At 54.8% G+C, this 12,659-nt stretch carries 14 protein-coding genes; 11 read left to right on the top strand and 3 right to left on the bottom strand.

The genetic code is table 11. The features are described 5' to 3' along the window. Window positions 1-51: 51 nt before the first annotated feature. Both merP and merT read right to left on the bottom strand, forming a co-directional pair. Window positions 52-327 (bottom strand): mercury resistance system periplasmic binding protein MerP, encoded by a 276-nt coding sequence (gene merP / locus DMX12_RS08950; protein WP_003131987.1) that lies wholly within the window; start codon window positions 325-327, stop codon window positions 52-54. Window positions 328-339: 12 nt separating this feature from the next. Then, window positions 340-690, bottom strand: coding sequence for a mercuric ion transporter MerT (merT, locus tag DMX12_RS08945; protein WP_003131974.1), 351 nt, complete (start codon window positions 688-690; stop codon window positions 340-342). A gap of 71 nt (window positions 691-761) precedes the next feature. Here merT and DMX12_RS08940 point away from each other — a divergent pair, with 71 nt between their 5' ends. The 10 genes from DMX12_RS08940 to DMX12_RS08885 all read left to right on the top strand — a co-directional run bounded on the left by DMX12_RS08940 (window position 762) and on the right by DMX12_RS08885 (window position 9,662). After that, complete coding sequence (locus tag DMX12_RS08940; protein WP_003131969.1) at window positions 762-1,196, top strand: mercury resistance transcriptional regulator MerR; 435 nt, start codon at window positions 762-764, stop codon at window positions 1,194-1,196. Window positions 1,197-1,705: 509 nt separating this feature from the next. Beyond that, window positions 1,706-2,005, top strand: a complete 300-nt coding sequence (locus DMX12_RS08930) for a hypothetical protein (RefSeq protein WP_023662976.1) — start codon at window positions 1,706-1,708, stop codon at window positions 2,003-2,005. Between the two features lie 258 nt (window positions 2,006-2,263). Next, window positions 2,264-3,115, top strand: coding sequence for a hypothetical protein (locus tag DMX12_RS08925; RefSeq protein ID WP_023662975.1), 852 nt, complete (start codon window positions 2,264-2,266; stop codon window positions 3,113-3,115). A gap of 347 nt (window positions 3,116-3,462) precedes the next feature. Beyond that, complete coding sequence (locus DMX12_RS08915; protein WP_009682532.1) at window positions 3,463-4,419, top strand: replication initiator protein A; 957 nt, start codon at window positions 3,463-3,465, stop codon at window positions 4,417-4,419. Further along, window positions 4,420-4,842 carry a hypothetical protein gene (locus DMX12_RS08910; RefSeq protein ID WP_009682531.1) on the top strand — a complete coding sequence of 141 codons (423 nt, stop codon included), beginning with the start codon at window positions 4,420-4,422 and terminating at the stop codon, window positions 4,840-4,842. A gap of 136 nt (window positions 4,843-4,978) precedes the next feature. Further along, a complete protein-coding gene (locus DMX12_RS08905) occupies window positions 4,979-5,293 on the top strand; it encodes a hypothetical protein (protein ID WP_009682530.1) in 315 nt (104 codons plus the stop codon). A 100-nt stretch (window positions 5,294-5,393) separates the two neighbouring features. After that, window positions 5,394-5,585 carry a hypothetical protein gene (locus DMX12_RS28960; protein ID WP_125854362.1) on the top strand — a complete coding sequence of 64 codons (192 nt, stop codon included), beginning with the start codon at window positions 5,394-5,396 and terminating at the stop codon, window positions 5,583-5,585. Window positions 5,586-5,854: 269 nt separating this feature from the next. Further along, window positions 5,855-6,994: a ParA family protein gene (locus DMX12_RS08900; protein WP_009682528.1), complete on the top strand. Its 1,140-nt coding sequence runs from the start codon at window positions 5,855-5,857 to the stop codon at window positions 6,992-6,994. Window positions 6,995-7,118: 124 nt separating this feature from the next. After that, a complete protein-coding gene (locus DMX12_RS08895; RefSeq protein WP_009682527.1) occupies window positions 7,119-8,114 on the top strand; it encodes a ParB/RepB/Spo0J family partition protein in 996 nt (331 codons plus the stop codon). Window positions 8,115-8,750: 636 nt separating this feature from the next. Further along, window positions 8,751-9,662 carry a DNA cytosine methyltransferase gene (locus DMX12_RS08885; protein WP_228393790.1) on the top strand — a complete coding sequence of 304 codons (912 nt, stop codon included), beginning with the start codon at window positions 8,751-8,753 and terminating at the stop codon, window positions 9,660-9,662. 185 nt (window positions 9,663-9,847) lie between these two features. On the opposite strand, the gene DMX12_RS08880 is transcribed toward DMX12_RS08885, so the two are convergent. Continuing rightward, the gene (locus tag DMX12_RS08880; RefSeq protein WP_009682525.1) at window positions 9,848-10,153 is read right to left on the bottom strand and encodes a hypothetical protein; all 306 of its coding nucleotides are present in this window, start codon (window positions 10,151-10,153) and stop codon (window positions 9,848-9,850) included. A gap of 14 nt (window positions 10,154-10,167) precedes the next feature. Between DMX12_RS08880 and DMX12_RS08875 the strand changes: the two genes are divergently transcribed. Beyond that, window positions 10,168-12,606, top strand: coding sequence for an ATP-binding protein (locus DMX12_RS08875; RefSeq protein ID WP_009682524.1), 2,439 nt, complete (start codon window positions 10,168-10,170; stop codon window positions 12,604-12,606). The last annotated feature ends 53 nt before the right edge of the window (window positions 12,607-12,659 follow it).

The following is a 12,659-nucleotide window of genomic DNA, read 5'->3' as shown; positions in this document are numbered from 1 at the left end:
TGTGGCGCCAGACAATGACGTCCGTTGTGCTGCGGTGCCGTTTTCAGTGACTCACTGCTTGACGCTGGACGGATAGCCCGCGTCTGCGGTTGCCTTGGTCAGCTTCTGCACGCTGGTCTTGGCATCGTCGAAGGTGACGACCGCTTGGCGTGTCTCGAAAGTCACGTCAACTTTGCTGACGCCTTCGACCTTGGAAATCGCCTTCTTGACAGTGATCGGGCAGGCGGAGCAGGTCATGCCCGGTACGGACAGCGTGACGGTCTGGGTGGCGGCCCAGACGGGGGCAACAACGGCGGCGAGGGCGAGGGAGGCAAACAGTTTCTTCATGGTGAACTCCGATCAGTAGAAAAATGGCATGACGTAGGGAAATCCGAGCGCGACCAGAACCAGCGCGGCCACGATCCAGAAAATGAGCTTGTAAGTAGCTCGCACTTGGGGAATCGCGCAGACCTCACCCGGTTTGCAGGCCGCTGCCTGCCGGTAGATGCGCCGCCAGGCGAAGAACAACGCCACCAGCGCCACGCCGATAAAGATGGGGCGATAGGGTTCCAACACCGCCAAGTTGCCGATCCAAGCGCCGCTGAACCCCAAGGCGATCAGAACCAACGGCCCGAGGCAGCAAGCCGAGGCGAGGATGGCGGCAAGCCCTCCAGTGAAGAGCGCGCCGCGCCCGGTTTTTGGTTCAGACATGCGCTTGTCCTTTCGAATTGAAATTGGATAGCGTAACCTTACTTCCGTACTCATGTACGGAGTCAAGCGATATGGAAAACAATTTGGAGAACCTGACCATTGGCGTTTTCGCCAAGGCGGCCGGGGTCAATGTGGAGACCATCCGTTTCTATCAGCGCAAGGGCTTGTTGCTGGAGCCTGACAAGCCCTATGGCAGCATCCGCCGCTATGGCGAGGCGGATGTAACGCGGGTGCGCTTCGTGAAATCAGCCCAGCGGCTGGGCTTCAGCCTGGATGAGATCGCCGAGCTGCTGCGGCTGGAGGATGGCACCCATTGCGAGGAAGCCAGCAGTCTGGCCGAGCACAAGCTCAAGGACGTGCGCGAGAAAATGGCTGACCTGGCGCGCATGGAGGCCGTGCTGTCTGAGTTGGTGTGCGCCTGCCATGCGCGAAGGGGGAACGTTTCCTGCCCGCTGATCGCGTCACTACAGGGTGGAGCAAGCTTGGCAGGTTCGGCTATGCCTTAGCGTGCTTTATTTTCCGTTTTCTGAGACGACCCCTTAGAAAGCCTAGTCAAAGAGCTGTCACGAGAACACCGTTAGCTTAGCGTACGATTTTTTCCGAATTCTGCGGTTCCCCCTCCAAGAGGTGCTGCGGCAGAACAGCGAGCTTATGACTCGCTTGAGCCCGACCAAAAGCCGGCATAGCAGTGCGACGGAGAAGCCTTCTGCCGGCAAACCTGATGAACCCAAGTAAGGATGCCCGGAAGGCGACCTTGAAAAATGGACTTACAGGGAAGTGAACACAGCATGAAAACGTCTACAAAGTTGATCCTGATCGGCACGTTCCTCATCGTCGGATATGGGCAGCAGAGGTACGAAAAGACAGCTGACCAGGCTGCGTATGAGGCGGAGTGCGCGGCGATAGCGGCTAACCCAAATCACCCCGCATCGCCGTGCGTGACTCCGAAGCGACCCGATCACCCGTTACCTGCACGCGGGTAGCGAATTGGAAACCCTTGTTGATGGAGGTTTTTATGACTCGTTCAGCAGCAATCATTGAACGGTTGACGACCGAAGAAGCCGAGCATCCCGGGCTCCCGCATTACGACTGCAAACCTGATGTATCGTGCTGGCCACTACAACCTGATGACGTCAAAACCGCGGGGTATTGGAAGAAGGAAGGTCGACGCGTCCCCAAGGGGGCGGATCCAGTTGCATTTGTGATCAGTGGCCAAGGCAGCTCTTTCCATGGGATCAAGCTGCTTACCCGCTGGATGCCCGCCTATCACCATAACCAGACTCTGCCGGTGAAGGCCAAGGCTAAGGCTGAATGATGAAAAAGGGGCCGCGCAATCGGCCCTCGGGGTTTCAGGCACTGACCGACCCCTCCTCCCTCCCTCCCCTCCTCTTACCAGCCCCGAGCTGGACCCGAAATTCAACTACCTAAGTTGATATCAACTGCGTTTGCACCAGGTGTCCGTGGTGAAATCTATTTGCTCTTTGCGTACGTACGTACGTATGTTATTCTTTGTTTTGAAGCGTTCCTGCTTCCCCGGCGGCTACCGGGTTGAATTTCTCTAGGAGTGCAGAAGATGAATCCTGTGCAAATGGGCTTGAGTTTTGATGAAACTGTCGCTGAAGCTGCTTTCGGCGGTAGCGAGAGCTGGTGCTCGCCTGAATATACCCATGATGCCTATAAGGCGATGCTTGACACTGCAGCTGCCCGATTGCATGACGTACCCGCCGAAGTCCGACCGCTGTTCGAGCAGAGCATCGAATCATGTCTTCAAGCATTGCTTCAGGAAAAGCGCTGCGGTACCGACACCGTTCAAACTGGCTCGTTTATGTGGCGATCGGCATTGCCTGTGTCCATGGACCAATGGGCGGATTTGTCATTCCTTGCAGACGCTGGTGGTGTGAATGGTTGCCGTTTCAAGCAGCGCCGCGCACCGCGCTCGCAAACCTTGGGCATCCATGTTCCTGGCGTCGGCTCAATAGTCGTGCAGGCCTGGCTGAAAAGCGCTGAACAGCGTTGCTGGTGTGAGTTCGTACCGTGGGAGTCGAGTTTCTTTCGGGCCAGTCATCGTGACGTTGTCCACCTGCATAAGCTTGACTCTCACCGCTGGGATGGTGCTGTTTGCCCTGCAGCGTTCGCAGAGGCGGGCGACAAGGTCCCGACTGTTCCAACGGTGAAGGTTAATGGCCGACAATTTGTGATCATGGGCGCTTCATATTCCCGTGAGTTTCGGGATAGCCATGGTTGGACGTTCGTTCGGCATTGTGACTGGCCGATGCAGACTTACAGCTATGCGGAGCTGTGCAAATTGTGGGATGCAGGTGTCCTGGAGCGAGGCGATTGCCGCGGCTTAATGGCCAAGGTGCAGGGGGAGCTGTGTGTAATGGCTGAGATGGTCATGCTCTACGACGATAAAGTCTTGCCGTAAGCAGAGCGAAGCCCGGTCGGCGGCTACCGGTTCCGGGCTTCTACCAGAAATGAACTCGTCTAGGAGCGTCTGGGTTCGCACATGATAACGACTGCAACCAGGTACCTCAACCGACCCTATTACGCTAGATGGGAACGTGGTGCGCGTTTCTACGAGCTGCGGATCCTCGTCGATCTGATTGGTCACACCGTGGCAATGCGGAACTGGGGAATCTCTGGAGAGCACGGTGTCGGTGAAATACGAACCGTATTGGCCTCGGATGAGGCCTGCACAAAACTGATACACAGGGTGAGTCGGCAGCTGCACAAGCGTTGCTATCTACCTGTGTACAATGGCGGGAACGCGTAATGATCGAGATGAAGATGGCCGATATGGCAGCGGAAGATGATAAGCCTCTCAAGAGAGGTCGAAAAGCGAACGTAGTACCCTACGTACAGACCGACATGTTCCAGGCGAACATTGTTGAATGGCCAGTTAAGGATGACCTGGCCAGCATGGAGTTTCCGCTTTTCAGCTTGTCGACCAAACCAGATACGAGCGTTCGTGAGTACAGCCAGCCCGGAACGAACAAGCGGGTACGCATCATCCCGCCAGTGATCGGTGCCGCCACCGTTTTCGACAAAGACCTATTGCTGTTCCTCGGATCGCAGATCATCGAGGCACGCAAAGCAGGGATGCCAATTTCCAAGCGCGTTAAGTTCGACACATACGATTTTTTGACAGGTACATCCCGCGATCCTGGTGGAAACGCGTATTCGAACGTCCTGGACATGCTTCGGCGATTAAAAGGGACTCAGCTCGAAACCAATATCGTTACTGGTGGTCAAGAGCAGACCAAGGGATTTGGCTGGATCGAGGACTACACCGTCACCAAGACCGCATCCAATGGCAAAGGCGTGTTGGAATGCGAAGTCGTGCTGTCAGAGTGGATCTACAACGCCTTCCTGCATTTTGAAGTGATGAGCATTGATCGGCGCTACTTTGGGCTGCGGATGCCTCTTGAACGGCGGTTATATGAACTCGCTCGTAAGCACTTGGGTAGCAAGATGATTTGGGCCGCGGACATTGTTGCGCTGCAGCAAAAATGTGGCTCAAAACAGAGCCTCACCCATTACAGAGCGGAGATCCGCAAGATTATTCAGCGAGACCTGTTGCCGGACTATCACATGGGGTTGGATACCAGTGTGAAGCCTCATCGGATCGTGTTCTACACGCGCGATGAGCAATCGCTCCTCGAGGAGCTGGCTGCCAAAGGGGAATTGGATTGGTTCGCTGCGCTTGAAAAGCGAGACATGGAGGGTTGAATGCCGGCGCGATCTAGGCTTGAGCAATACGATCATTTGATGGGGGAACGGACTGACCAGGCCATTGCTGAATTAGCTGACTGCAGCACGGAAGCTGTTCGGCGGCGCAGGCTCAAGATTGGCAAAGAACGATTTGCCCTCGCCGAGTCCACCCCCCCTGCCCTTCTCAAGTATCAATATCTTCTAGCAAAGCGCCCTGTGGCTGAAATCGCCGAGCTCGCTGGCGTATCGGCCTACTTCGTCATCAAGCGTATGAAGCAACTGGAGAAGCCCACCTTCAAGCGATCAGCAATCGCTAACTTCGACCATTTGCAGGGGGCGATGTCTGACCAGGCCTTGGCTGATCTTGCTGGCTGCTCAAAAGAGTGCGCACGGAGGCGTCGGCTCCAGCTAAATGTCTCAGCAAACCGCGACACCCGATAGAAAAACTAGCCGAGTCGTCGTATATCGCCGACAAATAGTGTTGTATGCGTACGTACATACGTATAGTGTGTGTAAGGAAACCCACCGAGTTGTGCCTGGCGGCTACCAGGCTAACCAAGCGTCTAGGAGCAATATCATGAAGCGCATTTCGCTATGGTCCGTTGATCGCGACGATACCCTCCACATCGATGATGAAATCAAAAAACTGGAAGAAGCCCATTCAGTAATGATCTCCGCGAATCGTGCCCTAGTAGAGGGCGATGATTTGGGCCTTACTCGTTTGGGATTCGATAGTGACCACATCGACGATCTGAAAGTGCGTCATTCCGAGGGTAAACCAGGCTTTCCTGCATATGTCTTGCGCAACCTCCAGGACACTATCCAACAGCTGTCCGACTTGAAGCGTGGCGCCAATGACGGCCGCGGTGCGAGGTTGGTTGAGCAGCAGTAAGGGGCTTAAATGATGCGTACGCATTGTACGTGCGTACGTATCTATAAATAAGCAAACGGTTTATCATTGTCGCGACTTCAATCCATATGGGGGCCTGTTCATGGCATCACGTAAAGACGCTGCGCCAGCACCTTCGCAACCTAAGCGGAGCGCCAAAACGATCACCATGCGCGACGACTACCATGAGCGCCTTCGCAAGCAGGCATTCGAACAAAACACTGCTATGTCATTCCTGATCGAGCAGGCACTTGAGATGATGTGGGGCATCGAGTCAACTCCACCCACGAAGTAACCCCTCAAAGCGGGTTCGCAATGAGCCCTGCTTAGCGCCTTTTTGCCACAAATCCCCTCCCCCTCCCCTTTCAGATGCTCTCAGCCTTCGCTTGCTGCGGCGTAGGCGCCTGCGCGAGTGCTTGGGCCGCTCATATCGTTGCTACTAGCAACACAATCGGCCAAAAGATTCAGGTTATCAGGCTAAAAAATTAAAATAACCTGAATTCCACGGTTTACAACAGGAGTTCAGGATCTATACTGAATGCAACAGCAAAACGGAGAAGTGCTATGAACTCGAATGTGGAAATGGTCGAAGATGTTGCAACCTACGTGGATTTCAATGAGTTGTTTTTCACGCCCCGTTTCGCCGCGGACTGCTTTGGCCTTACGACTCGGCGCCTGAAAGACATCGAAGAATCGAACAACATCGAGATCCGTCGTGTGCCGCGCGGAACCGTGACCTCCCGGGTTTATACGCCATCGGACCTTTTCGATTTGGCAGCACTTCGCCGTGAACTTGGTCACTTGAAGGGCTTGGCGCGCCAGGTGGTCATGTCCACCTACATCTCGAAGGGTGGCACCAACAAAACCACCACAGCGGTCGGCCAGGCCATTACCTGTTCTCTCGCCGGGTTGCGCGTTCTTTTGGTCGACAATGATCCCCAGGGTGATACGTCGAGCATGCTCGGCTACGACCCGGACGCTACTCCAGAAGATCTGCAGGAGCTTGGAATTCCTGCTGACCGCATCGTTGATGGTCACCTCGGCCACTTGATCAGCCCAATGCTTCGCATGCGTTCGTTCCAACCCAAAACGCTTGATGAAGTCATCAAGAAACCCTTTGGTGAAAATGGCCCCCACCTGATCCCAGCCGACGCATCGCTAGAAGACCTGGGCGTGGCGTTGGACGCAGCCAATAATTCGGATATGTGGTACGCGAAGTGGGTTGAAGATGGTAAAGCCGGCAAGATTTCAGGCTGCGACCTATCGCAATACGACGTCATCATTTTCGATAACGCCCCCGCAGGCTCGCGCCTGACCAAGAACTCGGTAGCGGCAAGCGATCTGCTCATGAGCCCAGTTCGAATGGACAAATTCTCATTCAAGGCGATCTTGCGACTGCATGACTGGTGCGCTGGTTTCGCACGCGAATACGGTTTCGCCCCTGAACTGGTAGCTGTGCCGACCATGTTTGCAAAGGGGCGTCCTCGGATGTTGAACAACCTGTACAGACTGAACCAGCTTTTCCCAGGTCGCGTGACAGAGGAAAAGATTTATCACTCTGCAGACTATGTGAACTCCCTCGATGACGGTGTCCCCCTGATGTTCTGGAAGGGTGCTAATCGGGACACCATCGACAACGCTCGCGCAGTGCATGCCGAGGTTCTGGAGAAGATCCGCCGTGTTGCTGCTCAGCCCCAAGAGTGAGTGTTGCTACTAGCAACAGGGCTCATATTCTCAAAGGTGTTGCTACTAGCAACACGCAACGATTTTGTTGCTAGTAGCAACAGCAGATTGGAGTGTTGCTAGTAGCAACACAGGAGGGTGATTAATGAAATCCACCGACTACCCAGGCAAGCCAAGCACGGCAATGGCATCACTGCGCAAGCCTACGGAAATGCCGCCAACCACAGGTAGCCGTGGCAGCAGGGCGGCGATGCTCCAGCAGGCCATGGGATCTGAGCATGAGACTGATAACAAGCATCTCATTGCTCAAGGCGCTCAAGAAGGTCAACTCATACTCAAGGACGAATGGCTCGAGGAGGTCCTGGTTGAGCAGATCGATCCCTCGCCGTATCAGCCAAGGATGTTCTTCGATCAAGCCAAGCTTGAAGAGCTCGCTGGCTCGATTGACTCTGTGGGCCTGGGTAAACCGATTACAATCCGGCCTGTAGGGGAGCGTTTCGAGCTTATCGGCGGTGAATGCCGATGGCGGGCTCACAAAATGCTGGGTCGCGACAAAATCATGGCTCATGTAAAGCCAATGTCAGACGACATGGCGATGCTTTTGGCAATCACCGACAACCTCCAAAATGAGCTCACTGATTACGAAAAAGCTGTGAGTTATCAGCGATACATGCTGAAAGGCGCTGATAAAAGCCAGCGGGCATTGGCTCGACGCCTTGGTGTAGATCACACAGTCGTGAACCGCTGCCTTGACCTTATTCAGCTGCCCGAACAGATCAAGGAAATTCTGGACACCAAACCCCACTTGATTACAGCGAACTATGCGAAAAAGTTTGTAGAGCATTCAAAGGCGGATGTGAACATCGTCCATCGCATTGTGATTCAAATGGCCGAGAAGGGGACTGGCCAGGAGGCCGCGCTTCGCATGATTGGGCAGAAGCTTGCTGCTTGTAGCGGTCCTAAGCCCATGATGGCAGAACCTCGGAAGCTGCAAGGGGTTGGCTCAGTTCGTTTGAATGGGCGCAAGCTTGAATTCAAGATCGATAAGGAAGTGGACCCTCAGAAAATCATGGACAAGCTCGCAGCTTTCCTTGATTCGATTGATGCTTCTGAATTTGCGACACAAGGCACGCGAAATTGAGCATGGCCAAGCCCGCCCCGATCGGGGTGGGTTCAATCAGCTAACGGAGCGAAACGCATGGGAATGCCTAGTGAACCACATCACGTCAGGTACGTTCTGAGCCTGGCTAGGCAATGTCCGTTTCCAGACTGGCTCTTGCTAGAGCTGCCAAGCGGCGAGTGGGGTGCATTCTGGCAAGCAGGGCTTGATGGAACATGGGCGACCGCTGTGTGGGAGGGGGATTTTACCGCGTGCTCGTTGGTGCATGCTGATAGACAAGTAGTGCTTAGCCACATGGAAAAGTACCAGACAATGTAACTCGGGCCAGCGTGGCATACTCGCATTAATATCATTGAATGCGTACGTACGTACGTGTAAAATGTTCTTGTGTTAGACATCCTGCAGGCGAGGCGGCTACCTCCCCTGCAGGCCCACCAGTCTAGGAGCAAGAGCATGAATGGTTTTTCTCCCGTCCGATCTTCCCCAAGCAGTGCCCCAGAGCATCAGCGCTCACTCACACCAATTCCAGTGAGCCAATTTGTGACCCCATATGCTTCAGTTCTTCAGCAAATGTCGGAGGAGGGCGTTCATCGCCTATTCACAGCCCCTTTGGCAAGAGAGGTTATCCGACTCAGCGCCAAGGCTCGGACTCACGGCATGCTGTCCCTGGACGATGCTGCTGATGTCATCAGCACCTGGAGACAAGAGGCTGTGTCTCAAGGTTCGACGGGCGATAACAGCGATAAAGTTGTGCTGTCGCTGTTTGATAAGAGCGGGCAATGGTCTGACCCTTGGGTTGAGGCCGGCTACCAGGTATACCGGTTTGATATTCAAGACAACCCAGAGCTGGGTGACGTCAGCAAATTCGACGTTGAGTTCTTCATGGAGTACTTCGGCGACTTCGAAGGGGCAGAGGTGTACGCGATCATCGCAGCTTGCCCTTGCACTGATTTTGCGAACTCAGGGGCAAGGCACTTTGCAGCCAAGGATCTCGATGGGCGCACTGCGGCCTCAATAGAGCTGGTTCATCAGACTCTGCGACTGGTCGAGTATTATCGGCCGTCGATCTGGGCGATTGAAAATCCAGTAGGTCGAATCGAGAAGCTAGCTGGTCTTCCACCGTGGCGCCTCAGCTTCAACCCCTGCGATCTCGGCGAGCCTTACACGAAGAAAACCCTCATATGGGGCCGCTTCAACGCAGACTTACCCGTTGCACCTGTCCATCCCACCGAGGGCTCAAAAATGCACACGCAGTACGGTGGGAGCAGCCTGGCCACGAAGAATGCACGTAGCGTGACACCAGCAGGATTTGCTTACGCCTTCTTCATGGCCAACAACGCCTATCACCATCCAGCCTTGGAAATTGCCGGGAAATATGACCGCATCGATCCTCGGCTCCTATCGATGGCCATTGAGAACGGTTTGAAGCTTCAAGATCTCTCCAACCTCTTGGACGATGCCTACTATGACTGCGATGACGATGCCGTGACCAAGCTGTTGAGTGACCTTCTGGTCGAAAAGTCCTTTTCGGTGGTCGAGTCCACCGGGCAATTGGCAATGCTGATCTAGGTAGACGCCTGATCCGCCTAGTGCGCCGGGCGGATCTTTCCAAGTGTTGCTAGTAGCAACAGCTGAATGTTGCTACTAGCAACAGCCTGAATGGCTGTTTTTACAGAGTGCGAAAGGGCAGGGCACAGGCCTTTTTTTGTATGCTATATTCTGTATTCAAGACATTATACGGAATTAGCAATATGTCACTTGAAACCTTCAACCACGACGAATTGCTCCAGGAAGTGAAATTGATCCTGGATGGCTCTCATCCCACCTACAAAGGCAGAGAAGGTGCCGGCCGGTTCCTGCGGGGTGTAGGCCGAGACTTCAATTCGGAAGAGTTTGCCAAAGATCTCGACCAGCACCGGGACGATTACGCCCAGCGGTTCGGACTGGACACACCCCAAATCGAATGGATCGCGCAACAGGTGAGGGCTGGGTGTGAAACCCCGGATCGTCCTCGCCGCCGTATGCGCTGAGATGTGCTTTGCAACCATTTCGAAACCCATGAAGGAGGTGCCTCGTGCTTCTACCTTTTGAGCTTGACCCGCAGATCATTCATCACATCATCTACAGCCAGGCCGGTTCCATCGGCAAGGCAGTGATCGAGTTGATCATGAACTCGGTTGACGCAAAGGCCACCACGGTGAGGCTCACCATGACCAAGGCTGGATTCGATTGCGTCGACGACGGTACCGGTTTTGCGAGCCGTGAGGATGTTGTGCGCTACTTCGGCCGATTCGGCACGCCGCATCAAGAAGGCGATGCGACTTACGGGCGGTTCCGTCTGGGGCGCGGCCAAATCATGGCGCATGCCAGGACTGAGTGGGTATCCAATCGCTGGTCGATGCAGGTTGATACTCGGGTCATGGGGTACAGCTACGAGCTTGAGGATCTCCAGGAACCGTCTAACGGGTGCAGTATCACCGGCACCTGGTACGAAGCCCTCAATGACCTTGAGCTGATGTCTGCGGTGCAGGAGATACGCGATTTGGTTCGTTACACGCCCATTAGCGTTGAGCTGAACGGGCGTGTCATTACGCGCAATCCGGCAAGTGAAAAATGGGATTTCGAGGACGACTTTGCTTACTACCGGGCCAAAGAAGAAGGCCCCGTCTCGATCTACAACCAAGGTGTGCTGATTCGACATGATTCTTCTCATGTCTGGGGAGCTGGAGGCCTGATCGTCTCGAAAAAGGCTATCAACCTTAACGTTTCCCGCACAGAAATCCTGCGCAAAACCTGCCCCGTATGGAAACCGATCGCCAAAGAGTTCAGGCGCCTGGCCGAGGCTGTATCGGCAAAGCTAGGGGATCACCGTAAGACCGAAGCCCGTCGGGAAAAATCGGCGCGATCGTTGCTCAGCGGTGACGAGAATATCTGTGAAGTGTTTGCAAAGGAGGAGGTGATCACGCTGCTCCCTGGCAAGCGGCACATCACGCTGATGGAGTTCCGACTCAAGGCATTCAACTGGCACAAGGGAACATACACCCTGATCGAGCATGGGGACGATATTCCCAAGGGCGAGGCTATTGCTCGTGAAGGTCTGATTCAAATTGTCCACCCTAAGACCTTGGAACGGTTCGGCTGCCACAATCACATCGATTTCGAGGAAGCGCTTGATCGCGCCCTTTGCAACGTCAGTGAGGCAGCACAGGCCTTCGAAGAACGCGGCGAACGTGCTCCATGGTTCTGGCGTGGAAAAGCGCTCGATGCGCCATCTCTGGCCGCATATTCCACGTTCCGAAATGCCTTCATCGAAAGAACGCAGATCGTTGACGACCGCCAAACGCTGGACAAGGAGACGCGCAGAGCGTGGACAGCGCTGCGGTGGTGCCTCCAGCACTATGCCGGCGCATGTATTGGGGCAGAACGATACAGGGATGGAACCCTTCGCCACGGCGAAAAGCGGATGCAAATCCTGCTGGGTGAATCGAACACTGCTGAGGCTTGGACAGATGGGCGAACCTACTTGGCTATCGGTAGCGATATTGTCAAACGGCTCAATAGCAAGCCACTAGAGACAGTTGCTTACATCTTCGGCCTGGTCGAACACGAAGTTGCTCACCAGGGCGACAGCATCGCATGTGGCCATGATGAGGCCTTCTATCAGCGTTACCACGATATCTCGATCCGAATGGCCCCCGAGCGTCAGCGGTTCATGCACAAATGGCTCATGAAATACACCATGAGCTTGGAGCGGGAAGGGCAGAAAAGCCGGGGCAGGGCATGGAGCGAGCGATATCTCGTCGACCGAGTAGGCAGCGGCCGTATGAAGCGCGGACTTTCCCCGGTCATTGAGGACGTGTCGGCAGATCCTATTGTCACCGAAGCCGTTCCAGAGCAAAGCATGGCGTTGCTGAATATCATCAACGCTTCATTGGTTCAGACAGGTGCATGCCCCGAGCCGCCGAACTGGGAGGCGGTTCGGGAGCAGGCGCGCATCGATCAACAGGCTGTTACTGAGCGTGCGCGTGATGCGCATGAAAAACGAAAAGCGGAAGACGCCGAGTTGGAGCGCTACATCAACAGCGTTGAAGACGACGCCGCCGCCGATGTGCAAAAACTCCTCGAGCTCGAAGCGGCAGAATTCCCCCAGGGCGTCCTGGCTTATCTGGTCAGTTCCATGGTGTATGGAGGGTACTCTGATGACGACATCAAACGCGCTTGGGCAAACAAGGAATGGGAACAGCAAGATCACCCAGGTGAGTATTACCACGAAGACTTCGACCCAGACGAACCTATCGATCCGGAGCTTGAAGCCGCTATGGAAGCAGAATTCGAACGCGAAATGGCGAAGGAAAAGCCGATCGCGGACGAGCTATGGCGCGTCGACGAGGATTGCCGCGAGTTCGTCTATGAAGGTGAGAATTTCTGGTTGCTTGAGCGTAATGCCGCAGCTGCTGGATTCAGTCGCGTCGAGACTTATTTGAAATGGCGGCACCAAGAGTCCGAGGCCTAGCGCGCCAGGTGGCTTGCTGGCCGGTGCTATCCAGCGCGACAAGTCACCCCGTC

Origin of the sequence: Pseudomonas sp. MB-090624, from assembly GCF_003205245.1 — a bacterium.
GTDB lineage: Bacteria > Pseudomonadota > Gammaproteobacteria > Pseudomonadales > Pseudomonadaceae > Aquipseudomonas > Aquipseudomonas juntendi.
Note: the sequence above shows the minus strand (reverse complement) of the source record. Positions and strands in the feature narration are given on the sequence as shown.

Bases quoted from the DNA above. Each gene is read 5' to 3' on its own strand.
- merT (WP_003131974.1), bottom strand. From the start codon at position 690: ATGTCTGAACCAAAAACCGGGCGCGGCGCGCTCTTCACTGGAGGGCTT.
- DMX12_RS08930 (WP_023662976.1), top strand. From the start codon at position 1,706: ATGACTCGTTCAGCAGCAATCATTGAACGGTTGACGACCGAAGAAGCC.
- DMX12_RS08880 (WP_009682525.1), bottom strand. From the start codon at position 10,153: ATGGGTTTCGAAATGGTTGCAAAGCACATCTCAGCGCATACGGCGGCG.
- DMX12_RS08910 (WP_009682531.1), top strand. From the start codon at position 4,420: ATGCCGGCGCGATCTAGGCTTGAGCAATACGATCATTTGATGGGGGAA.
- DMX12_RS08900 (WP_009682528.1), top strand. From the start codon at position 5,855: ATGAACTCGAATGTGGAAATGGTCGAAGATGTTGCAACCTACGTGGAT.
- DMX12_RS08895 (WP_009682527.1), top strand. From the start codon at position 7,119: ATGAAATCCACCGACTACCCAGGCAAGCCAAGCACGGCAATGGCATCA.
- DMX12_RS08915 (WP_009682532.1), top strand. From the start codon at position 3,463: ATGATCGAGATGAAGATGGCCGATATGGCAGCGGAAGATGATAAGCCT.
- DMX12_RS28960 (WP_125854362.1), top strand. From the start codon at position 5,394: ATGGCATCACGTAAAGACGCTGCGCCAGCACCTTCGCAACCTAAGCGG.
- DMX12_RS08925 (WP_023662975.1), top strand. From the start codon at position 2,264: ATGAATCCTGTGCAAATGGGCTTGAGTTTTGATGAAACTGTCGCTGAA.
- merP (WP_003131987.1), bottom strand. From the start codon at position 327: ATGAAGAAACTGTTTGCCTCCCTCGCCCTCGCCGCCGTTGTTGCCCCC.
- DMX12_RS08885 (WP_228393790.1), top strand. From the start codon at position 8,751: ATGCTGTCCCTGGACGATGCTGCTGATGTCATCAGCACCTGGAGACAA.
- DMX12_RS08905 (WP_009682530.1), top strand. From the start codon at position 4,979: ATGAAGCGCATTTCGCTATGGTCCGTTGATCGCGACGATACCCTCCAC.
- DMX12_RS08940 (WP_003131969.1), top strand. From the start codon at position 762: ATGGAAAACAATTTGGAGAACCTGACCATTGGCGTTTTCGCCAAGGCG.